Annotated in this window: 18 protein-coding genes and 1 tRNA gene; 7 read left to right on the top strand and 12 right to left on the bottom strand. The window is 67.9% G+C overall.

What is annotated here, in order from left to right; all coding sequences use genetic code 11:
• The coding region (locus VHB27_RS18900) for a 6-phosphofructokinase (RefSeq protein WP_325603397.1) at positions 1-276 on the bottom strand (276 nt) is incomplete at its 3' end.
• 38 nt (positions 277-314) lie between these two features.
• On the bottom strand, positions 315-1,784 hold the full coding sequence (locus VHB27_RS18895; RefSeq protein ID WP_325603395.1) for an FAD-dependent monooxygenase: 1,470 nt from the start codon (positions 1,782-1,784) through the stop codon (positions 315-317).
• A gap of 86 nt (positions 1,785-1,870) precedes the next feature.
• Here VHB27_RS18895 and VHB27_RS18890 point away from each other — a divergent pair, with 86 nt between their 5' ends.
• The 4 genes from VHB27_RS18890 to VHB27_RS18875 all read left to right on the top strand — a co-directional run bounded on the left by VHB27_RS18890 (position 1,871) and on the right by VHB27_RS18875 (position 5,896).
• Positions 1,871-3,835 carry an alpha amylase C-terminal domain-containing protein gene (locus tag VHB27_RS18890; RefSeq protein WP_325603393.1) on the top strand — a complete coding sequence of 655 codons (1,965 nt, stop codon included), beginning with the start codon at positions 1,871-1,873 and terminating at the stop codon, positions 3,833-3,835.
• A 95-nt stretch (positions 3,836-3,930) separates the two neighbouring features.
• Positions 3,931-5,049, top strand: a complete 1,119-nt coding sequence (locus VHB27_RS18885) for a flagellar basal body P-ring protein FlgI (RefSeq protein ID WP_408904022.1) — start codon at positions 3,931-3,933, stop codon at positions 5,047-5,049.
• Complete coding sequence (locus tag VHB27_RS18880; protein WP_325603391.1) at positions 5,049-5,522, top strand: rod-binding protein; 474 nt, start codon at positions 5,049-5,051, stop codon at positions 5,520-5,522. Before VHB27_RS18885 ends, VHB27_RS18880 begins: the two co-directional genes overlap by 1 nt.
• Positions 5,519-5,896 (top strand): hypothetical protein, encoded by a 378-nt coding sequence (locus VHB27_RS18875; protein WP_325603389.1) that lies wholly within the window; start codon positions 5,519-5,521, stop codon positions 5,894-5,896. The genes VHB27_RS18880 and VHB27_RS18875 overlap by 4 nt, the downstream gene beginning before the upstream one ends.
• Positions 5,897-5,900: 4 nt before the next feature.
• Here the strand turns inward: VHB27_RS18875 and VHB27_RS18870 are convergent, their stop codons facing one another.
• From VHB27_RS18870 to VHB27_RS18860, 3 genes are all read right to left on the bottom strand, one after another.
• Positions 5,901-6,533, bottom strand: a complete 633-nt coding sequence (locus tag VHB27_RS18870; protein ID WP_325603387.1) for a nitroreductase family protein — start codon at positions 6,531-6,533, stop codon at positions 5,901-5,903.
• Positions 6,534-6,604: 71 nt separating this feature from the next.
• Positions 6,605-7,984 (bottom strand): glutamate--cysteine ligase, encoded by a 1,380-nt coding sequence (locus tag VHB27_RS18865; RefSeq protein WP_325603385.1) that lies wholly within the window; start codon positions 7,982-7,984, stop codon positions 6,605-6,607.
• A 122-nt stretch (positions 7,985-8,106) separates the two neighbouring features.
• Positions 8,107-8,805, bottom strand: coding sequence for a 16S rRNA (uracil(1498)-N(3))-methyltransferase (locus tag VHB27_RS18860; RefSeq protein ID WP_325603383.1), 699 nt, complete (start codon positions 8,803-8,805; stop codon positions 8,107-8,109).
• Between the two features lie 131 nt (positions 8,806-8,936).
• Here VHB27_RS18860 and ubiA point away from each other — a divergent pair, with 131 nt between their 5' ends.
• Both ubiA and VHB27_RS18850 read left to right on the top strand, forming a co-directional pair.
• A complete protein-coding gene (gene ubiA, locus VHB27_RS18855; RefSeq protein ID WP_325603381.1) occupies positions 8,937-9,830 on the top strand; it encodes a 4-hydroxybenzoate octaprenyltransferase in 894 nt (297 codons plus the stop codon).
• The gene (locus tag VHB27_RS18850) at positions 9,827-10,480 is read left to right on the top strand and encodes a class I SAM-dependent methyltransferase (RefSeq protein WP_325603379.1); all 654 of its coding nucleotides are present in this window, start codon (positions 9,827-9,829) and stop codon (positions 10,478-10,480) included. The genes ubiA and VHB27_RS18850 overlap by 4 nt, the downstream gene beginning before the upstream one ends.
• Here the strand turns inward: VHB27_RS18850 and VHB27_RS18845 are convergent.
• The 5 genes from VHB27_RS18845 to lipB all read right to left on the bottom strand — a co-directional run bounded on the left by VHB27_RS18845 (position 10,459) and on the right by lipB (position 17,658).
• Positions 10,459-11,934, bottom strand: coding sequence for a DUF2125 domain-containing protein (locus VHB27_RS18845; RefSeq protein WP_325603377.1), 1,476 nt, complete (start codon positions 11,932-11,934; stop codon positions 10,459-10,461). The genes VHB27_RS18850 and VHB27_RS18845 overlap by 22 nt on opposite strands.
• A 30-nt stretch (positions 11,935-11,964) precedes the next feature.
• Positions 11,965-13,434, bottom strand: coding sequence for a sensor histidine kinase (locus VHB27_RS18840; RefSeq protein WP_325603375.1), 1,470 nt, complete (start codon positions 13,432-13,434; stop codon positions 11,965-11,967).
• Between the two features lie 6 nt (positions 13,435-13,440).
• Positions 13,441-13,902, bottom strand: a complete 462-nt coding sequence (locus VHB27_RS18835; protein WP_325603373.1) for a tellurite resistance TerB family protein — start codon at positions 13,900-13,902, stop codon at positions 13,441-13,443.
• 147 nt (positions 13,903-14,049) lie between these two features.
• Entirely contained in the window at positions 14,050-16,881 is a 2,832-nt protein-coding gene (locus tag VHB27_RS18830; RefSeq protein ID WP_325603371.1) for an ATP-dependent DNA helicase, read from the bottom strand.
• A 66-nt stretch (positions 16,882-16,947) separates the two neighbouring features.
• Positions 16,948-17,658 carry a lipoyl(octanoyl) transferase LipB gene (gene lipB / locus VHB27_RS18825; RefSeq protein ID WP_325603369.1) on the bottom strand — a complete coding sequence of 237 codons (711 nt, stop codon included), beginning with the start codon at positions 17,656-17,658 and terminating at the stop codon, positions 16,948-16,950.
• A 50-nt stretch (positions 17,659-17,708) separates the two neighbouring features.
• Between lipB and VHB27_RS18820 the strand changes: the two genes are divergently transcribed.
• A tRNA-Leu gene (locus VHB27_RS18820) sits at positions 17,709-17,794 on the top strand.
• A gap of 235 nt (positions 17,795-18,029) precedes the next feature.
• Here VHB27_RS18820 and VHB27_RS18815 read toward each other — a convergent pair.
• Together VHB27_RS18815 and VHB27_RS18810 are read right to left on the bottom strand one after the other, a co-directional pair.
• Positions 18,030-18,338 carry a hypothetical protein gene (locus VHB27_RS18815; protein ID WP_325603367.1) on the bottom strand — a complete coding sequence of 103 codons (309 nt, stop codon included), beginning with the start codon at positions 18,336-18,338 and terminating at the stop codon, positions 18,030-18,032.
• Between the two features lie 3 nt (positions 18,339-18,341).
• Positions 18,342-20,039 (bottom strand): NADPH-dependent assimilatory sulfite reductase hemoprotein subunit, encoded by a 1,698-nt coding sequence (locus VHB27_RS18810; protein WP_325603365.1) that lies wholly within the window; start codon positions 20,037-20,039, stop codon positions 18,342-18,344.
• Positions 20,040-20,128 lie beyond the last annotated feature (89 nt).

Here is a 20,128-nt window from a genome sequence, read left to right as displayed (position 1 = left end):
AAGCTGCGAGAGATTGCGGAGGGCCTTCGACCGTCCGCTCTCCTGGCGGAACTCGGCGGAGCGGGCGCTGCCCAGGAACGTGCCGCCGATCTGGATGATGCCGCCCACGTCCCGCGCGGTGAGTTGGCGGAACTGGCCGTCCACCAGACCTTGCCAGCCCTGGCGCACCCCGTGAACCGTCATCCCCTGGTCGAGCGCGCTGCGCGTCACCGCGCGGATGGCGGCATTCATGCCGGGGGCGTCGCCACCACTCGTCAGCACCGCAATATGTTTCATACCGACAACATTATGGACAAGTGACCGTACAGTCCACCCTACTGGACAAGCCTATCGAGATACGCCGCGATCGCCGCGCCGTCCACCGAGGTGCAAGCGACATAGCCGTCGGGCCGCACCAGCCAGATCGCACCGTGCGCGAGCGGCGGACGCAGCGCCGGGTCGAGCAGCCGGCCGAACCGGGCGAGAAGACCGTCGATGGCAGGGCCGGGATCGGCAAAGAGGGCGAAGCGGGGGTCTCCGCCCGAGCCGGGGGGTGTCTGGCCGGCGGTTGGCCGCACCCGCTCGCCCGGCCGTGGACCCGGTCCGCCTTCCAGGTGCACGCCGTTCAGCGGGCTGTCGGGATAGCCGATCGTCACCTCCGACATCGTCTGGGCCATCGCGTCACGGACGACCGACAGGCCCAACATCAGGTGCCCGGCCAGATTGCGCAGCCGCTGGGCGATCGGGTTGTGCAGCGTACCGACCTCCGTCATGCGGCCGGCCATCGCCAGCACAGCGTCGGCGACCTTGCTCCGTTCCGGGCTGTAGCTGTCCAGTATTGCCCCGCCGCATGCCCCGCGCTCCACCAGCGCCAGCTTCCAGGCCAGGTTGAAGGCGTCCTGCATACCGGTGTTCATGCCCTGGCCGCCCGCCGGACTGTGGATGTGCGCCGCGTCGCCGGCCAGGAACGCGTGCCCGTAACGATATGCGGCGACCTTTCGTTCGTTGATGCGGAACCCCGACAGCCAGATCGGATTGAATGCAACCATCCCCGGCGCGCCGCGGCGGTCCAGCAGCGCCTGGACCTCGGCCAGCGTCGGCGTGGGCGGAAGGGCATCCCCCGATGCCGGCCGGTCGGCGACGACCCGGTAGCGGCCGGGCGAGATCGGGAAGAGCACCAGCGCGCCCTCCTGATGCCAGTACACCGAGATCGCGGTGTCGGGATGGGGATAGCCTCGCAGATGGACATCCGCGAGCAACCAGTCGCTGTCCATCGTTTCCCCCGCGAAGACCGCCCCGACGCCGTGGCGGACCGCGCTGTGCGCTCCGTCGCATCCGATCAGCCAGGGGGTGGCGACCGGTTCCTCGCATCCGTCGGCGTGGCGCAGCACCACCTTCGCGCCGGTGTCATCGGTTGCGAATGAAATCATCTCGACGCTGCGTTCCACCTTCCCGCCCAGCACGACAAGACGTTCCTCCAGCAGCCGCTCGGTTTCCGACTGCGGCAGCATCAGGCCGAAGGCATACGGGCTGTCGACATGCTCCATCGTGATGCGCCCAATGGCCTTGTCGCCGGCGACGAACTCGACCGCTCCGACCCGGCACCCCGCCGAGATGAATGGCGCCGCGCCACCGCCGCGGTCCAGCAACTCAAGTGTCCGGCTCCAGATCACCAGGGCCTTGGACTTGTCGGTCCTCTGTCCCGCCTTGTCGACGATGCGGACGGGCACGCCGAAACGGATGAGTTCCGAGGCCATGGTCAGGCCGACCGGGCCGGCGCCGACGATCAGGATGGGGAGGGTCATCGGTGGTGATCCTTCCAAGCGGACGAAAATCATGGAACAGTCGCGGGCAACCCCGTCTCGATCGCGACCTCTTGCCAGGAGGCCGGATGCTTCCACAGGACCATGTTAGCGCCGCGACCCCGGTTGGCGCTACGCTTGTGCGCGACGGCGCCACGTTCCGCGTCTGGGCGCCACGAGCCTCGGCGGTCTACCTGCACGGCCGCTTCGGCGGTGTGGCCTATGACGCGCAAACCGACGATCGGCTGCTGGCGCATGACGGAACGGGCTATTGGACCGGCTTCCAGCCGGGTGCCGCAGACGGCGATCCGTACCGGTTCTGGGTCGTCGGCGTGGGCGGGAGTGGCCACAAGCGGGATCCGTATGCCCGCGAACTCGCGCCGGAAGGTTTTCCCGACTGTTTCTGCATCCTGCGTGCCGTAGATCGTTACCCTTGGCACGATGCCGCGTTTCGCGCGCCCGACTTCTCCGACATGGTCGTCTATCAGTTGCATATCGGAACGTACGCGATCTCGCGGTTCGGCATCGCTTCAAACTTTCTCGATGTCGCGGCCAAGGTGCCGTATCTCGCGGCCTTGGGCATCAACGTGCTGCAGCCGTTGCCGATAGACGAGCAGGAGACCAACCCGAGCATGGGATATGGCGGAGCGGATCTGTTTTCGCCGGATTTTCCATATGTGGCGACTGACGGTCTGCCGGCGTACCTGGAGGCGATCAATGGCATCCTCGCCGGTAAGGCGCTGGCGCCGCTGACGCTGGCCGACATCTCATCCGGCACCAACCAGCTCAAGGTGCTGGTCGACCTCTGCCATGTCCATGGCATCGCGGTGATGTTCGACGTCGTCTACAACCATGCCGGCGGCTTTTCGGTTGCCGGCTTGCTCGATGACAATTGTCTCTACTATTTCGATCGTGCCAGGAATGTCGGCGACAACAACGACAGCCTGTATTTCACCAACCAGGATCGCGGTACCGGCGGCCTCGCCTTCGCACTGTGGAACGGCGATGTCTGCCGCTTTCTTCAGGACAACGCGGCTCGGTATGTCGCCGAATACCACGCGGACGGGTTTCGTTACGACGAGATCAGTATCCTGCTGTCCACCAGCCAGGCCACGGGATGGGCGTTCTGCCGCGAGCTGACATCGGCACTTCGTGGCCTGCAGCCACGCTTGCTGCAAAACGCCGAGTTCTGGCCTGGGGAATTCAACGACATACCCACGACGGCGCAGCCGATCGTAACGCCCGCGAGCCTGGGCGGCGCCGGCTTCGACGTCGTACAGCACGATGCCTTGCGCAGCGCACTTCGGGGCGCGGTCGGTGCCGCCTCGGCGGGGGCAGGGGCCACTCTCTCCATGGTGTCGATCGCCGGCGCGCTCTATCCGCCGGGCTTCGACCATGCCTGGCGTGCCGTCACCTGCATCGAGAACCACGACCTGGTGATGGTCGGACGCAGCCCGCGCATTCCGATGCTGGCCGATGGGTCGCAGCCTCGGTCGTGGTACGCGCGCAGCCGGGCGCGGGTCGCGAATGCGATCCTGCTGACCGCGCCGGGCATCCCACAGCTCTTCATGGGGCAGGAATTCCTGGAAGAAAAACCCTGGGGCGTCGACCCCGCGGGGCCGGCCCTGATCGGATGGGCCGGGCTGGAAAATACCGCAGACATAACGATGGCAGACCACCTGCGCTTTACGCAGGACGTTCTGCGCCTCCGCCGAACCATGCCGGCGCTCCGCGACGACAATGTCCACCCCTATTACGTGTCCGATACCGATCGCGTCCTGGCCTATCACCGTTGGATCGATGGCGTGGGCGCGGACGTGATCGTGGTCGCGACCTTCGCCGAGGCGACATGGTGGGGATACAGCCTGGGCTTTCCCTTCGCGGGCCCCTGGAGGGAAATCTTCAACAGCGACGTCTACGACAACTGGGTCAATCCGCAGGTCGCCGGCAACGGGGGCGGGATCGACGCGGCGGGCGGCCCACTGCACGGGTTCGTCGCCTCCGCGTCGATCGTGATCCCGGCCAACGGAGTGGTGGTCTTCGCCCGGTCCTGATCGGCCGGACGCTTTCGATACCCCGCGCCCGCACCATTAACCTTTCATACATCAACGCCCGGTATCGTGGCCCGTACAACCACTGGTGACCGATCTTGCGCCTGTCGCGCCTTCTGCCCGCATTCCTGCTGCTGCTGACGGTCGCCTGGACCCCTGTTGTCTGGAGCCCGGCCCGGGCGCAGGTCCGCATCAAGGACATCGCCGATTTCGAGGGTGTGCGGGAGAACCAGTTGATTGGCTATGGCCTCGTCGTCGGCCTGAACGGCACCGGGGACAAGCTGCAGAACAACGTCTTCACGCGCGAATCCCTGATCGGCATGCTGGAGCGGCTGGGCGTCAACACCCGCGACCAAGCCGCGGCGCTGTCGACCAAGAACCTTGCCGCCGTCATGGTCACCGCTGAACTGCCGGCCTTTGCCCGCAGCGGGAGCCGGATCGACGTCGCGGTCTCGGCGCTGGGCGACGCCACCAACCTGACCGGCGGGACGCTGCTGGTGACCCCCTTGCTGGCTGCCGACGGGGAAGTCTACGCCGTCGCCCAAGGTACCCTCTCCACCGGCGCCATTGCCGCCAGGGGGGCAGCCAGTTCGGTGACGCGCGGCGTGCCGACCGCCGGGCAGATCGTCAACGGCGCGACGGTCGAGCGCGAAGTGCCGTTCAAGATGGCGCAGGACAACAGCTTGCGGATCAGCCTGCGCAACCCCGACCTGACCACCGCCCAGCGCATCGCCAGCGCCATCAACGCCTCGGTCGGCCATATCGCCAAGGCGACCGATCCACGCACCGTGCTGCTCGACCTGACCGCCCGCGACAAGATCGAGACCCTGGGTGCGATCGAACGCCTGCGCGTAGAACCCGACAATTCCGCCACCGTCGTGATCGACGAGGCCAGCGGCACCATCGTCATGGGTGCCAATGTCCGGATCAGCACCGTGGCGATCGCGCAGGGGAACCTGACGATCCGCGTGACCGAAACGCCCGAGGTCAGCCAGCCCAACCCGTTCTCCCAGGGCACGACGCAGGTCGTGCCGCGCACCACGATCCAGGTGGATGACCAGCATGACCGCAAGCTGGGCATCCTGCCGGCCGGGGTCACGCTGCGCGACCTCGTCGCCAGCCTGAATGCTCTGGGCGTCGGGCCGCGCGACATGATCAGCATCCTGCAGGCGATCAAAGCCGCGGGGGCGTTGCAAGCTGATCTGCAGGTGCGGTGATGGCTGACCTGTTCGCCCCGCTTCAGCTCGATCCGTCGCTGATGGTGCGGCCGGCTGCGCCGATGGTGCCGTCGGGCGCGAGCCAGGCGAAGGTCGCCCCAGGAAACGTCAAGCCAGGGAGCGTCATGCCAGGGAATGTCACGCCGGCGAACATCACGAAGGCGGCGCACGATTTCGAGGCGATGGCGATCGCCCAGTTCCTCCAGCCGATGTTCAACACGGTGGATACGGCGAAGGGGCCGTTCGGCGGCGGCGCGGGCGAGGAAGCCTGGCGGCCGATGCTGGTCGAGCAGTTGGCCAAGAAACTCGCCGACCATGGCGGGCTGGGCCTGGCGAAGCAGATCCAGGCGGCGATGGAACGCGCCCAAGGAGGCGTGCCAGGAGGTATGCCGGGTGATACGCCGTCTGGCGCTCCTGGGGCTGTCCCAGGCGCCGCGCCAGGGATCCTTCAGCAGCGGGGAATCCGGAAATGACCCAGGCCTCGTTCGACGCCGCACATGACCTCGAAGCGCTGCTGGAGGAGGAAAACGCTCGGTTGCACGCCGGCGATTTCGTCACAGCAGCCGGCTTCGCGGCGCGGAAGGAAGCACTGATGGCTACCCTGAACCATGCCACCCTGGGCATGCCGGCGATCTTCAACAATCCCGATTTCCAGGCCATCGGGCGCCGGCTGAGCCGACTGGTCGAAGACAATCGCAAGCTGCTGGAGATCGCGATGCAGGTCCAGCTCCGGCTGGTTCGCCTCGTCGCCAGCACGCCCCCGTCGGATTGCCTGATCTATACCAGCACCGGTGAACCGCTCCGCGACCCGTTGCCACGCGGGCTGACGTTCGCCGCCCAGGGATGAGGCGTCACTGAACGGCCGGGTAGGGCGCCTCCCACTTGTCCAGGTAGACGAAGTCCGACAGCTTGCCGCGCCCCACCGGGCCGAATTTCCCCATCGGGTAGCCGATCGGCAGGATGGCATAGGAATGGACGCCCTCCGGCAGGCCCAACGCGGCGTCGGCTTCCTTGGCGTGGATCATGTGCCGCGTCGTCAGCGTAGACCCCAATCCGAGGGCGCGGATGGCCAGCAGCATGTTCTGCACGGCGGGATAGATGGAGGCGCCATTCATCCGGCTGGGGTTCGGCCCGTCCACCAGGCAGGCGACGATCCAGACCGGTGCTTCGTGGTAGTGCTCCGTCAGGTATTCAACGGCGCTGTGCTGACGCTTGTATTTGTCGCCGGTGACGCCCGGCGGTGGGGCGGAACTGGTGTAGCGCGGGCCGATCACCTCGTCGAAGGCCTTCTTGTACCAGGCCTGCACGGCCTTCTTGATCGCCGGGTCCTTCACGACGAGGAACCGCCAGGTTTGGTTGTTGCCGCCATTGGCCGCGCAGATGCCGGCTTCCAGGATCTTGCGGATCATGTCGTCCGGAACCGGATCGGGCTTCAGCCGGCGCATCGCGCGGGTGGTGCCGATGATCTCGAAAACGTCCTGCATGGATGACCCCTCCGTCCGGTTGAGCGGGAACGCCGTAGCGGCAGGCCTGCGCCCACCGTCCCGGCGCCCCGTCAGATCGCCGCCTCATGGAAAATACGGCGGACATCGCCGCCCCATGCCTTCTGCAGCCGGCCCAGCCAGTATTCCGCCTGGGTCGGCCCACCCGCCGCGATTTCCCGCAACGGGTCGAGGTAGATCGTCTCATCCTCTCCGGCGGCGTTCCGCCTGGCACGCGCGCGCAGCCCGTCGCGTGCGATCGCCAGCACGTCGGGCAGGATGTCGCGCAGCGTCCCTCCGCGCCATGGCGCCGCCAGCCCCTGGCGGGGCACCGCCGATCGGGCGGTCACCGCGTCGTCCCATGTGGCATCGCGCAGCAGCGCCTCGGCAGCGGCGAGCGCGGCCGGGTCGTAGAGCAGTCCGACCCAAAGCGCCGATTGCGCCACCATCATGTCCGCCCGCCCGGCATCCGCACCGCGCATCTCCAGGTAGCGCTTCAGGCGGACATCGGTGAACGCTGTGGTCACATGGTCCGCGAAATCCCCCAGCGTCGCCGTCACGCCTGCCAGTTCCGGCACACGGCCGGCCATGAAATCGGCAAACGACTTGCCGGCGACGTCGATGTAGCCCCCGTCCCGATAGACGAAATACATCGGCACGTGCTCGATCAGCCATTGGGCGTGGCGCTCGAAGCCGAACCCGTCCTCCAGCATCACCGGCGGGATTCCCGAGCGCTGGTTGTCGGTGTCGGTCCAGACATGCGCACGATAGGACAGGAACCCGTTCGGCTTCCCTTCGGTGAACGGGGAGTTCGCGAACAGCGCCGTCGCCAGGGATTGCAGCAGCAGCGACACGCGGATCTTGCGGCGCATGTCCGCCTCTGATTCGAAATCGAGGTTGACCTGCACCGTGCAGGTCCGGGTCATCATATCCAGCCCCAGGTTGCCGACGGTCGGCATGTAGCGGCGCATGATCGCGTAGCGGCCTTTCGGCATCCACGGCATCTCGGCCCGCGTCTTCAGTGGATGGAAGCCCAGCGGTGCGAATCCCATGTCCAGGGTGCGGCAGACGGCGCGCACCTGGTCGAAATGCGCCTCCAGCTCCGCCTGCGTCTCGTGCAGTGTCTCGACCGGCGCGCCCGACAGTTCCAACTGGCCGGCCGGCTCCAGCGAGACAGAGGCGCCGTCCTGTTTCAGGCCGATCGTGTTCTCGCCGTCGAGGATCCGCTCGCCCCCGAACCGGGCAAGGCCGCCCAGCAGGTCGCGGATCGAGCCGGGCTGCCCGTCAGCGGGCAGGTACGGCGGGGGAGACAGATCGGTGTGGCGAAAGCCGAACTTCTCGTGTTCCGTGCCGATGCGGAACCGCGCCGAGGGTTTGCAGCCAGCGGCGAGATACTCGGCCATCTGGCGAACCGACGTAAGCGGCGTGGCGTCGGCGTCTCCTGGATTGGACATTTATGTCTCTAAATCAAGTCGTTGACCCTGACCCGGCGTGCGGTGCACGGCGGACCGACGGTCGAGCGTGACCCCGTCCGGTCGCCGGATCGGGGGCACGCATCGCTGTTGGGTAGAGGGTATTAGCGCCAGCCGGTCGCTTGCAACAGGGCCAGTCCCGCGATGGCTGCCGTCTCGGCGCGCAGAATGCGCGGGCCAAGGCCGACCGGCCGCAGCGTCGGCGCCCGTTCCAACAGGGCATAGTCGCGCGGGCCGAACCCGCCCTCGGGTCCGATCAACAGGCCGCAAGGGCCGGGGACAGGGTGGATCGGCGGCGCGTCGGTGCGTTCCAGGGCGGCGAACAAGGGACGGTCGGCGGGCCAGAAGGTCAGCACATCCGCCAGCTTCCGTGGCGGCTGGATCATCGGGACCGTCATCCGTTCGGACTGTTCGGCGGCCTCCACGGCGATCGCACGGAGGCGATCCTCGTTGACCCGCGCCGCATTGGTCCGTTCGGTGACGACCGGCAGCAGCGCTGCGACCCCCAACTCCGTCGCTTTCTGCACCACGAGGTCGGTGGTGTCGCGCTTCAGCAGCGCGAAGGCCAGCCAGACGTCAGTGTCGCCGGCCTGCGGGCGGAGCAACCGGTCGACGCGGAACAGGCCCTTGCCGCGGCCCAGCGTCTCGATCCGAGCGGACCACTCGCCGTCATGGCCGTTGAAGAGGTGGATGTCGTCGCCGGGCGATCGGCGCATGACGGTGCCGAGGTAGTGGGCCTGGTTTTCGGTGGCCTCGATCAGGACGCTAGGAGCCAAGGGTGGTGTGACGAATAGGCGGAGCATCGGGTGATGATAGCAGAAGTCACCCATCCGGATGCGCTGTGGTTGCATAGCGGCCGGTCTTTTGGCACCGCGGCCAGGCATGACGCACGGCCCGAACCCCGCTACGGTGCCGCCGAGGACTGAAAGTCACCATGCATACCGACATCATCGCCCATGGCTGGGTCGCCCGGTTCCCCGACCGCTGGCGTCCCTATCTCCTGCTCGCTCGGCTGGACCGGCCCATCGGCGCCTGGCTGCTTTTCCTTCCCGGCCTCTGGGGCATCCTCCTCGCGCGGACATCGCCGCTGGAGAGCCTCCGGCTGATCGTCCTGTTCGGCATCGGCAGCGTGGTGATGCGGTCGGCCGGCTGCGTGGTGAACGATCTGTGGGATCGCGATATCGACCGCAAGGTGGCACGCACGGCGGGCCGGCCGCTGGCATCCGGCGCCTTGCAGGCACGGCATGCGCTGTTGTTCCTGGCACTGCTGCTGGCAATCGGCCTGGCGATCCTGCTGCAACTGAACCCACTGTCGCAGGTGCTTGGCGTGGCGTCCCTGGTGCTGGTCGGCCTCTACCCGCTCGCCAAGCGCGTGACCTGGTGGCCCCAACTCGTGATGGGGTTCACTTTCGGCTACGGCGCGCCGCTGGGCTTCACGGCCGCCGCAGGGCGGGTCGACGCCGCCTGGGCAGCGATCTATCTCGCGGCAATCCTGTGGGACCTGGGCTTCGACACGATCTACGCGCACCAGGACCGGGAAGATGACGCGCTGATCGGCGTCCGCTCCACTGCGCGGCTGTTCGGGGACCGCACGCGTCCGTTCCTGGCGGCCTGTTACGTCGCCACCATGGCCGCCCTGGCGCTCGCCGGCTGGCTGGCCGGGCTGGGACCATGGTTCTACCTGGCACTGATCCTGCCCGCCGCGTTGCTGGCGCGTCAGGTGGCCATGCTCGACATCGACGATCCGGCGCTGTGTCTGCGTCTGTTCCGAGCGAACCGGGAGGTCGGGCTGGCGGTTGGCCTGGCGATCCTCGCCGGCTGGCTGTGAACGACGCGCCGGCGTTCATCCGGACCCACACCCTGCCGGGAACCGCGCCGCACGTGCCGGAGGTGACGCTGCATCTCGCCAGCGAGATCACCCCGATCTGGCACGCGACCGAGACCTGGCTGGCCGAAAACGACCTGGCCCCGCCGTTCTGGGCCTTCGCCTGGCCGGGTGGGCAGGCCCTCGCGCGCCACGTGCTCGACAACCCAACGCTGGTGGCGGGCAAGCGCGTGCTGGACTTCGCCGCGGGCGGCGGGATCGCGGCGATTGCCTGCGCCCTGGCCGGCGCGGCGCGGGTCGAGGCGGCGGAAATCGACCCGTTGGCGCTGGCGGCGATCCGGATGAATGCCGCCGCCAACGGCGCCGCTGTCGAAGCAGCGGTCGAGCCCGTGGGCGACGTCGTGGGCGCAGCCTGCCGCTGGGACGTCGTGATGTGCGGCGATGTCTGCTACGAGGCCGCCATGACCGGCCACATCATGCCCTGGCTCCAGGGGCTGGCCGCATCGGCGGACGTCTGGATCGCCGATCCCGGCCGGGCCTATCTGCCGAAAGCCGGCCTGCAGCCGTTCGCCCGCTACCGGATCGACACCACGCTGGAACTGGAGGACCGGACCAGCCGCGACGTCGTGTTCTACCGCTTGGGCGGCGGGTGACCGAACGGCGTGCCGTTGATGCGGACGCCACGCTCATCGAGGTCGATGTCCCAGACGATCGTCTTCCCGTCCGCCTTGCCCATGCCCTTGGCCATGTAGAGCATCGGCATGACATGGCCGAACGCCTGGTTGCCCTGGGCTTGCGAGATCAGCGCGTCCATGCCCGAGGCAACGATGTGGATGTGGCCGGCGAACCCCCCGTTCTCCGACGGTAGCAGGTGCGCGGTCCCGGTCAGCGCGAGCGGCCCGGCGTCGATGTTGAACGGATCGACGCTGACGCTGGCGCCCGGCGTGCGCAGCAGCCGCAGCGCCTGAGCCTGCAGTGCCATGGGATCGGCGTTCTCCGCCAGCGCGGCGCGCAGCAGCGCCACGACCTGGTCGGACGGCAGTCCGTGGATGCGGTTCCGCAGCGAGATATGCTTGGGCACATATGCGGCATAGGGACCGGATAGCGCGGCGGGCACCACCACATCGTTGATGGCGAGATCCATCCCTGCGTCCACGTCCTGGTTCGCGGTGTCGCCGTGCAGGCCGATGATGACGGTGCCGGCGCCGCCTTGCAGGTGCTGATCGCTGAGCGTCACGCCTTCCAGTGTTTCATTCACCTCGAAGCGGTTCAGCAGCCCGGTGGCGTCGTCCAGAAGCGCCCGCAGGCTCCCGCGCGGGTCCTTGATCGCCGGCAGCGAGTCCGCGCCTGGCTTCGGCAAGTCCGCCAGCAACGTGTGCAGCCCGGCCCGCAGCCGCTCGCCCTTGGCCTTGTCCAGCCCCTGGACCGAGACATCGACGCTGACCCGCTTCGTCCGGAAATCGATCGGCGGTTCCTTGTCATGATCGATGGACACGGCCCAACCGGTCGCCTCGCCTGTGGAGATCAGGCCGACGCGCCCGTCGCCGTCGGCGGTGATCGACCCTTTCACCGCGTAATGTGCGAGGGTTTGCCGCGCCCGCTGCCCGCCGGCTTCGGACTGCAGGTGGATGTCCTCCAGTCTGGCCGCGTAGGTCGTCGGCTGCTTCATGTCCGGCACGATATGCGCGGTGATGTCCTGCCTGCCGATCGTATACGTGACCTTGCCGCCTCCGGGTCCGCTTGCGGGTCCGTTCGACTCGATCGTCGCATGCGACGGGAAGGTCAGCGACTGCACGTCCCAGGCGCCGTCGCCGGTCGGCCGCGCGAGGGCCGTCACCGCTGGATCGGAGGGGGCGATCAAGCCAGTGACCGGCAGATGGATGCGATAGGCGTCACCCTCTGGCGAGACCTGGGCGTCGGGTGCCAGTCCGTTCACCGCGCCGAATGTCGCGAAGGACAGCGCATCCCCCAGGCTGCGCCGGACCGAGTCGATGTCTGAACCGGCGGTTTGGGCCTGAGCGGTCTGGGCCTGAGCGGTTTGGGCCTGAGCGGTGGCGACCGGAACGGCCGGCGCGAGCAGCAGGAGGCATAGGGCAAGTCGGCGCATGGAAACCCTTTTATCGATGGTACGAAACGGTCAGTCCGCATCCGCCATTTTCGCTGCGACGGCGGCCGTCGGCAGCCACACGCTGACGGTGGTGCCGACGTTTTCCTCGCTTTCGATCTGCAACTGTCCGCGGTGACGATTCACGATGTGCTTGACGATGGCAAGTCCAAGCCCGGTGCCCCCGATCGCTCGGGACCGCCCCTTGTCGACGCGGTAGAACCGTTCCGTCAGGCGTGGCAGATGCTCCTTGGGGATGCCAAACCCCTGGTCGCTGACCGACACCACCACACCCGGACGATTGGGCCAGGGGCGAGTGGTCGGAGTCGGCGAGGCGGGAAGGGATGGCGCTTCGGGGTCGGTTTCGCTTCTGGCGGCGAGGACTTGGGATTGGGCTTGGGTCTGGGATTGACCCGGACCGGCCAGCATGCTCGCCGTCACCATCAGCACGCCGCCGTCGCGCCCGTATTTCAGCCCGTTGTCCAGCAGGTTCTGCAGCACCTGCGCCAACTGGTCGGCATCGCCGATGACATGCGGCAGATCAGGCGGGACCCGCAGGTCCAGCGTCGTACGCCGCTGCGCCAGCCGCGGTTCGAACCCCGCCGCGATGCGGGTCATCAGCGCCGCCAGGTCGACCGGGTCCGATGGCGGCTGATGTTCGGTCAGCTCGACCCGCGACAGGTTCAGCAGGTCGTCGATCAGCCGGTTCATCCGCGCCCCTTGCTCCGCCATGATCGCCAGGAAGCGCTGCTGGGCATCGGGGTCGTCGCGGGCGGGACCCTGCAATGTCTCGATGAAGCCGATGACCGAGGCCAGCGGGGTACGCAGCTCATGGCTGACATTGGCGACGAAGTCGGCGCGCATGCGCTCCACTACACGTTCACGCGTGCGGTCGGACAGCACTACCAGGATCTGGCCGCCATCGGCCAGCGGCGGGTCCATCGGCACCACGTTGGCGATGACGTCGCGGGAGATCGGCGCGCGCAGGCCGAATTCGGCGACCTGTACCTGGCCGGTGCCGAGGCCGCGCTCGATCGCCGCACGCAGGGCGGGATGGCGCAGCACCGCAGCCATGTCATCGCCGAAGGCGATACGAGCGGCGGCGTTGGTCCGACGCACTGAACGATCGTCGGCGATGACGATCACCGGATCCGGCAGCCGCTCCAGGATCAGCGTATCCGCCCGGCGGTGCTGCGCCTGCTGGGCCGCTCGGACGGACAGGCGGCGGGACAGCCGTTCGATCTCACGGCCCAGCGGCTCCATCATCAGGGCCTGGGTGCCGTCCAGCGTCGGCCCCGGCTCCTCGGTGCCGACCTGGCGAACCGAGTCGGTCAGGAGGTCCAGGTCACGCAGCCAGAGCAGCGTGAAGACGCCGGCCGAGGCCGCCGTGACCGCCATCGCGGCCACGGCGGCCCAGGCATCCGTCCAGCCGAGCACGGCTATGAAAGACAGCACCAGGATCGGCGCACCCGCGAGGCAACTGGCGAGGCCGACCAGGCGCACGGAAGGTCAGCCTGCTGCGTCGGCGCGCTGATAACGCGCCCGGATGCCGCGCTCGATCGCCAGCGCGATCAGCGTGTCGAGACCCAGTTCCCGCCTGACGAATTCCAGCATGTCCAGCGCCTGCCCCTCCCTGGCATCCTGGCGAGGCTCCCGCCGGATTCCCTCGCGGCCGCCGGCAATGACTTCGCATGCCAGGGCATACGCTGTCTCCCGCAGTTTTGGTGACAAAGCGTTCCGGATCAGGCTGGCCGCGTGACTGAGGCCCTCCTCCTCGTTCAGCAGTCGTACCGCTGCCTCGGTCACGTCGTTCAGCTGGCTGGTGGTGAAGTCCTGGAAAGCCGGCAGGGTCTGGACCTGGCCCGCCATGATGCCGATCTCCCGGTCGGTGATGCCCTCGTCGGCGACGGCGACCAGGACCATGGTCAGGACAAGGGCCTCGGGCGCGTTCAGGCTGGTTTGCGTACGCATCGCTGTCTCCTGGTGTCCTTGGGAAGCCCCATCGGGCATAGGCCCGTTTGGGGGACGAGTCCTTCGGGCACCCCGCCGGACCGTGTCATACAGGTAGGATGCCGAACCGATTCGTCAGCCGCTTCTCGCTATGGTTCGGCGCGCCGATCATTCACGTTGAAGAAAGGCGTGGTCCTGTGCGTGCGGCGATGCCAGGAACGCGGTGGTCTCGGCGATCGCCTGGGCCAACCCGACGCGGCGGACGACGATGCCGTCGGGGAACGCCGACATGATGCGGCTGGGCGCCTGCCGGTCCAGCAGCACGAACACGCCGCGATCCGAGGCGCGGCGGATCAGCCGCCCGAACGCCTGGCGCAGCCGGAGACGGACGATGCGGTCGTCGTAGGTTTTGGGATCGCCCCCGGACAGATGCACGCGCCGCTCCCGATGCAGGATGTCCGGCCGCGGCCAGGGCGTGCGTTCGAACACCACCAGCCGCAAGGCGTTGCCGGGGACGTCGACGCCGTCGCGCATCGCGTCGGTGCCCAGCAGGCAGGATTCTTCCTCGGCGCGGAAGATGTCGACCAGGGTGGCGTTTCCCATCGCGTCGACATGCTGGGCATAGAGCGGGATGCCGGCCGCTTCCAGGGCAGGGGCGATCCGCTGATGCACCGCGCGCAGCCGAGCGATGGCGGTGAACAGGCCCAGCGCACCGCCGCCGGCGGCTTTGAACAGCGCGCCATACGCCGACGCCAATTGATCGAGGTCGCCGGCCGCCACGTCCGTCACTACAAAGGTCCGCGTCTGCGCCCGGTAATCGAATGGCGAGGCCACGGCCGCCCTGATCGCCGGCGAGGGCAGATGCGGGGCGCCCACCCGAGCCTCGGCGACGTCCCAGGCGAGTTCGGGGTCCTGCTCGCCGCTGTCGCGCAGCGTGGCGGAGGTGACCAGCAGCCCGCTCGCGGGGGTGGCCAGCGTCGCGGCGAACGGAATGGTCGGGTCGAGCCAGTGGCGGTGCAGTCCGATATCGGTGTCGTGGGTGGCGTCGCGGCGGTCGAGCCGCAGGAACAGCACCTGCGCCGGCCGTTCGCCCGGTTCGCGCTCGTCACCGATCACCTCCGCCAGCATCTCCCGCCAGGCCTTCAAGGGCATCAGCGCGCGGCGGTCCAGGGAGCGGGCGATAGCCTCGATGCGCAGGCGTTCGGTCTCCTCCAGCCCCTCCGGCTCGTCCGTCAGCAGCGCGAGCAGGCGGATGCGGAACAACTCCAGCGGCTCGATGATGCGACCCAGGGCACGGTGAAGGGTTTCTGCGGCGGGGAGAAGATCGGGATGCGGCGGGGCGACGTCACATTCGAACGAGGTTGCACGGGTGGTCTCCTGTCCCTGGGCGCGCGCCAGAACCTGATGGCGGACGACGCGCAGGAACGCTTCCGTCGGGTTGCGCTGGGCCGGTTCGACGCCGCCGAGTTCCGGGCCTTCCTCGCGCATGCGGCTGGCCCAGTCCGACGGCGGCAGTGCGGTGGTGGCGTGCAGCGCGGCGTCCAGCGGCGTCTGCAGGTCGGGCCGGTCGGCAATCAGGTCCTCGACGCGGCGCCGAAGCCCGCGTGCCCGCGACCGAGCGCCCTCCGACCCGCGCAGCCAGCGACGCAGTTCGGCGGTCTCGAGGCCGGACAGCACGGCGGAGAAGGCAGAGTCGGCGGCTTCGAACAGGTGATGGCCTTCGTCGAAGACATAGCGGGTAGGGACCGTCGAATCGTCCAGGCCGCCCCAGGCCGCCTGCGCCATGACCAACGCGTGGTTGGCGACGACGAGGTCGGCGGTGCGGGACCGGCGGATCGTGTGCTCGATGAAGCACCGGCGGTAATGCGGGCAGGCGGCATGGATGCACTCGCCCCGCCGGTCCGCGAGGCTGGAGACCAATGCCGGCCCATGCAGTTCCGCCAGCCAGCCCGGCAGGTCGCCGCCCTGGATGTCGCCGTCGTCCGAGATCTTCGCCCAGCGGGCGATCAGCCCCAGCGGGACGAGGCTCTGGTTCATGAACCCGCCGCCGGCGGCGTTCACTGCGTCCTCCAGGTTCAGCAGGCACAGGTAATTCTCCCGCCCCTTGCGTACCACGATCCGCCGCCGTCGTGTCGTAGGGTCCGGGATGACCCGGGCGAGTTCGGCGTCGATCTGGCGCTGCAGGTGGCGGGTGAAGGTGCTGATCCAGACGGCGCCGCGGTTCTTCTCGGCCCACAGCAGGGTGGGTGCCAGATAGCCGAGCGTCTTGCCGGTGCCGGTGCCGGCCTCCGCCAGCACCAGATGCGGGTCGCCCTTGGTCAGGCGCGGGGCGAAGGCGCCGGCGGCGGCGCTGGCGTAATCGGACTGGCCCGGCCGCTGTTCCGCGTGCGGCCCCAGCATCTCCGCGAGCCGGTTGCGGGCCTCGACGGCCGAGACCGGGTGGGCCGACGGGGCCGGGGGCGGCGCGACCTCCTCCCATTCCGGCAGCGTCTTCCAGACCTTCAGCGGCTCATTCGACCCGCCGGCGTCGGGGCGGCCGAGGGCATGGGTGACATAGCCGCCCCAGGGCCATCCCGCCTGCTGCATGCGCGCCGCCAGCGCGGCGGCGTCGCGGTTCAGCAGCGTGTCGCGCGCCTGGGCGAGCTGGTTCAGCAGTACGGCGGCGAGGTCGGGCAGGCGGGTGACCTCATCCTCCAGCGTCCGTATCGGGTTCGGGTCGTCCAGTGCCAGGGCGAGGCCGCGCGGCGTGGGTGCGGCGGTCTCGGCCGGCCGGACGAAGGCGAAGAGGTCGAGCAGGTCGAATGCCTGGGACGGTCGCATGCCCAGGCGGCGAAACGTGGCCGGCGCGTGGACCAGCAGGGGCGGCGGCAGCTTGCGCAGGATGTCGGCCGCCTGGGCGCTGGGCAACACCAAAAGCTCACCGTCCGGGGTCAGGACGGCGGCCCTGCCATGGCCCGCAACAACGCAGGGCGCGTCGGGCAGCACGATCGAAGCGGTCACGCGGGGATCGTAGCGGGATTGAAGAGGCGGGGGTAGGTGGCCGGCGCGGGGTTGCCGGGCGTTTCGTCAGGCGGCCGTGCAGCCGGGGGCCAAATCGTCGCCGAACACTTCGTCCCACGCCGCACGCAGCGCGATGTCGGCGTCGTGCAGCGTGGCGGGAATGCCCAGCGCCGCGAGGCTTGTGACGCCGTATTGCGACAGGCCGCACGGGACGATACCGCCGAAATGGCTCAGGTTCGGTTCCACGTTCAATGCGACTCCGTGCCAGGTGACCCAGCGCGTGACGCGCACGCCAATGGCACCGATCTTCGATTCGCCGCCGGTGGCGGGATCGGCGACCCAGATGCCGACCCGTCCCTCCCGCCGTTCACCCCTCACGTTGAAGCGCTCGAGCGCGCGGATCAGCCACCCCTCCAGCCCGTTGACATAGCAGCGGACATCCTGCGGGGGAACGCGGCCATGGCGGCGGTTCAGGTCGAGCATGACATACGCGGTGCGCTGGCCGGGACCGTGATAGGTCCATTGACCGCCGCGGCCGGCGTTGTAGGTGGGGAAGCGGGTCGGATCGGTCAGCTCCTCGGGCTTCGCGGAGGTGCCGGCGGTGTATAGCGGCGGGTGTTCCACCAGCCAGACCTGCTCGCTCTCCGTCCCGGCTCGGATTCCGGCGACGCGCGCCTGCATCATGTCCAGCGCGGTCTGATAGTCTGTCAGTCCGTCGTCGATCCGCCAGGCGATGGACCGCGAGGGGATGGAGGCCGAGGACGCGATCGTGGTCATTGAACCCTGTCCGGTCATCGGCTATATGCCCGCCTTCCTCGCTCCACGGTGCGGTCGTGGCGGAATGGTAGACGCGCAAGCTTGAGGTGCTTGTGGGGGTAACCTCGTGGAAGTTCGAGTCTTCTCGACCGCACCAATAGAAGCCTGGTCTAACCAGCGTGGCATCGATATCCGCCTGACCAATTCGGCTGAGACAGTTAGGGTGTCGCGCCGGTTCGGACAAGCGATGTCAGAGGCGATCCGGTTTAGGAATTCCGCAGGGCTGGAACCTTACCCTCGTCATGGTCCAACGTAACCGGACTCTCCCACGTCTCAGGAGATAGCCCGGTCAAGCCGGGCTATGACGAGATTCCAGACGGTCTGAAGCGGCTCTAACGCGCCAGCGCTGCCCCGGCCCACACCGCCAGCGTCCACAGCACCAGCAGCACCGCCTGCGCTTTCAATGTCAGCACCGGCGCCGGTGTCCCTGGCGCGATCGCCTGGCCGCGGTTCAGCGCCAGCGCCGTCAGCGGCAGGAACACCACGAAACTGGCTAGCGTCGCGAGCAGCAAGCCCGTCAGACAGGCCTGAAAGCCGAACGCGAATACCGTCGTCAGGCCCAGCGCCGCGTGCGGCAGGCCGGGCAGCCATGGGTGGTCGGCAGACAGGGAAGTGCCCGTCAGGGCACGCGCGGCGCGCATGGTTCAGGTCCTCAGGTCAGGGGAAAGGTTTTCGTGGAAGTCGAGGCCGTTGATCGTCCGCTGGATCACACCGGCGCGGATGACGAAATCGCCGAAGCGTTCGCCGTCCAGCCGCTCTTTCGCATAGGCTTTGAACAGCGGAGTCAGGGACTCGACGATCGCGTCTTCGCCGACGTCGCGGCGATAGAGCTTGTTGAGCCGAGCGCCTTCGTGCGCGCCGCCGAGATAGAGGTTGTAAACGCCGGGGGTGCGACCCACCAGGCCGATCTCGGCGACATAGGGACGGGCGCAACCATTCGGGCAGCCGGTCATGCGGATCGTGATGTCGTCTTCCGACAGTCCGGCTTCTTCCAGCGACTCCTCCAGCCTTGTGATCAGATGGGGCAAATAGCGTTCGCTCTCGGCCAGCGCGAGGCCGCAGGTGGGCAGGGCGACGCAGGCCATGGCGTTGCGGCGCAGACCGCCTACTCCGCGATCGAGGCCATGGCGTTCCAGCACCGCGGTGACGCGCGCACGGTGCGATGCGGGAATGTCCGCCAGGATCAGGTTCTGGTTCGGTGTCATAACGAAACGTCCGACATCCATCGTTGCGATGTCGTGCAGTGCCGCCAGCATGTCACCCTTGATCCGCCCATTCTCAACGAACAGCGTGAAATGCGCGATACCGTCTTCGTCTTCTGCCCAACCGAGCCGGTCTCCGTTGGAGGTGAAGGCGAAATCGCGAGCGGGAGAAAGGGGTTTGCCGAGGCGCTCGTTGACCAATTCGACGAAGCGGGCCAGGCCCATCGTGTCGATGGTGTATTTGACGCGCGCATGCTTGCGGTTGGAACGATCGCCGTAGTCGCGCTGGACCGTGACGACCTTTTCCGCCACCTCGATCGCCTGCTCGGGCGGGCAGAACCCGATGATGTCACCGACGCGCGGGTAGGTTTCAGGCTCGCCATGGGTCATGCCCATGCCGCCGCCGACGGCGACATTGTATCCGACGATACGACCATCTTCGACGATGGCGATGAACCCAAGGTCCTGGGCGAAGACGTCGACATCGTTGTGCGGGGGAAGAGCGAGGCCGATCTTGAACTTGCGCGGCAGGTAGGTGCGGCCGAGGATCGGTTCGTCCTCCTGCTCGCCGCCCGCCACCTTCTCCTCGTTCAACCAGATCTCGTGCCATGCGCGGGTCCGCGGCAGGAGATGCCGGGACATGTCGCGCGCCAGCGTGCGAAGTTCCGCGCTGAGCGGGCGCCAGGGATCGGTAGTGGCGATGACGTTGCGGTTGACATCACCGCAGGCCGCGATGGTGTCGAGCAGTTGCGCGTGCAAACCTTGCATCAGCGGCTGCAGGTTTCCTTTCAGCACGCCGTGATATTGGATCGTTTCACGCGTGGTCAGCCGGATCGTGCCGTTGGCGCGTTCCAGCGCGATCTTTTCCACGCCAAGCCATTGCGCAGGCGTGAGGGAGCCGGCGGGAACGCGGAGGCGGACCATGAAGGAGAACGCCTTCTCCATCCGCTGCTTGCCGCGTTCCGCGCGCAGGTCGCGGTCGTCCTGCTGGTAAAAGCCGTGGAACTTGGTCAGTTGCGTGTCGTCGTCGGCGAGCGAGCCGGTTTCAGCCTGGGTCAGGCCGTCGGCGATCGTGCCGCGCAGCAGGTTGCTGGCGGATTTGATACGCTCGTTGGCTGAGAGGGGACGATCAGCGTCCATCGTGGGTCCTTAGGTCGTAATGATTGCGGCGTGTGGCGGTTCTTCTCCTCGTCGCGGCCGGGCTTGGCCCGACCATCCGTGGATTTCCC

The sequence above is a fragment of the Rhodopila sp. genome, from assembly GCF_035548235.1.
Classification (GTDB): domain Bacteria; phylum Pseudomonadota; class Alphaproteobacteria; order Acetobacterales; family Acetobacteraceae; genus Rhodopila.
This window is presented reverse-complemented; position numbering and strand designations above follow the sequence as displayed.

What these genes read in the sequence shown, in the direction of transcription:
- VHB27_RS18895 (WP_325603395.1), bottom strand. Translation starts at nt 1,784, where the DNA reads ATGACCCTCCCCATCCTGATCGTCGGCGCCGGCCCGGTCGGCCTGACC.
- VHB27_RS18890 (WP_325603393.1), top strand. Translation starts at nt 1,871, where the DNA reads ATGCTTCCACAGGACCATGTTAGCGCCGCGACCCCGGTTGGCGCTACG.
- VHB27_RS18880 (WP_325603391.1), top strand. Translation starts at nt 5,049, where the DNA reads ATGGCTGACCTGTTCGCCCCGCTTCAGCTCGATCCGTCGCTGATGGTG.
- VHB27_RS18875 (WP_325603389.1), top strand. Translation starts at nt 5,519, where the DNA reads ATGACCCAGGCCTCGTTCGACGCCGCACATGACCTCGAAGCGCTGCTG.
- VHB27_RS18870 (WP_325603387.1), bottom strand. Translation starts at nt 6,533, where the DNA reads ATGCAGGACGTTTTCGAGATCATCGGCACCACCCGCGCGATGCGCCGG.
- VHB27_RS18865 (WP_325603385.1), bottom strand. Translation starts at nt 7,984, where the DNA reads ATGTCCAATCCAGGAGACGCCGACGCCACGCCGCTTACGTCGGTTCGC.
- VHB27_RS18860 (WP_325603383.1), bottom strand. Translation starts at nt 8,805, where the DNA reads ATGCTCCGCCTATTCGTCACACCACCCTTGGCTCCTAGCGTCCTGATC.
- ubiA (WP_325603381.1), top strand. Translation starts at nt 8,937, where the DNA reads ATGCATACCGACATCATCGCCCATGGCTGGGTCGCCCGGTTCCCCGAC.
- VHB27_RS18845 (WP_325603377.1), bottom strand. Translation starts at nt 11,934, where the DNA reads ATGCGCCGACTTGCCCTATGCCTCCTGCTGCTCGCGCCGGCCGTTCCG.
- VHB27_RS18835 (WP_325603373.1), bottom strand. Translation starts at nt 13,902, where the DNA reads ATGCGTACGCAAACCAGCCTGAACGCGCCCGAGGCCCTTGTCCTGACC.
- lipB (WP_325603369.1), bottom strand. Translation starts at nt 17,658, where the DNA reads ATGACCACGATCGCGTCCTCGGCCTCCATCCCCTCGCGGTCCATCGCC.
- VHB27_RS18815 (WP_325603367.1), bottom strand. Translation starts at nt 18,338, where the DNA reads ATGCGCGCCGCGCGTGCCCTGACGGGCACTTCCCTGTCTGCCGACCAC.
- VHB27_RS18810 (WP_325603365.1), bottom strand. Translation starts at nt 20,039, where the DNA reads ATGGACGCTGATCGTCCCCTCTCAGCCAACGAGCGTATCAAATCCGCC.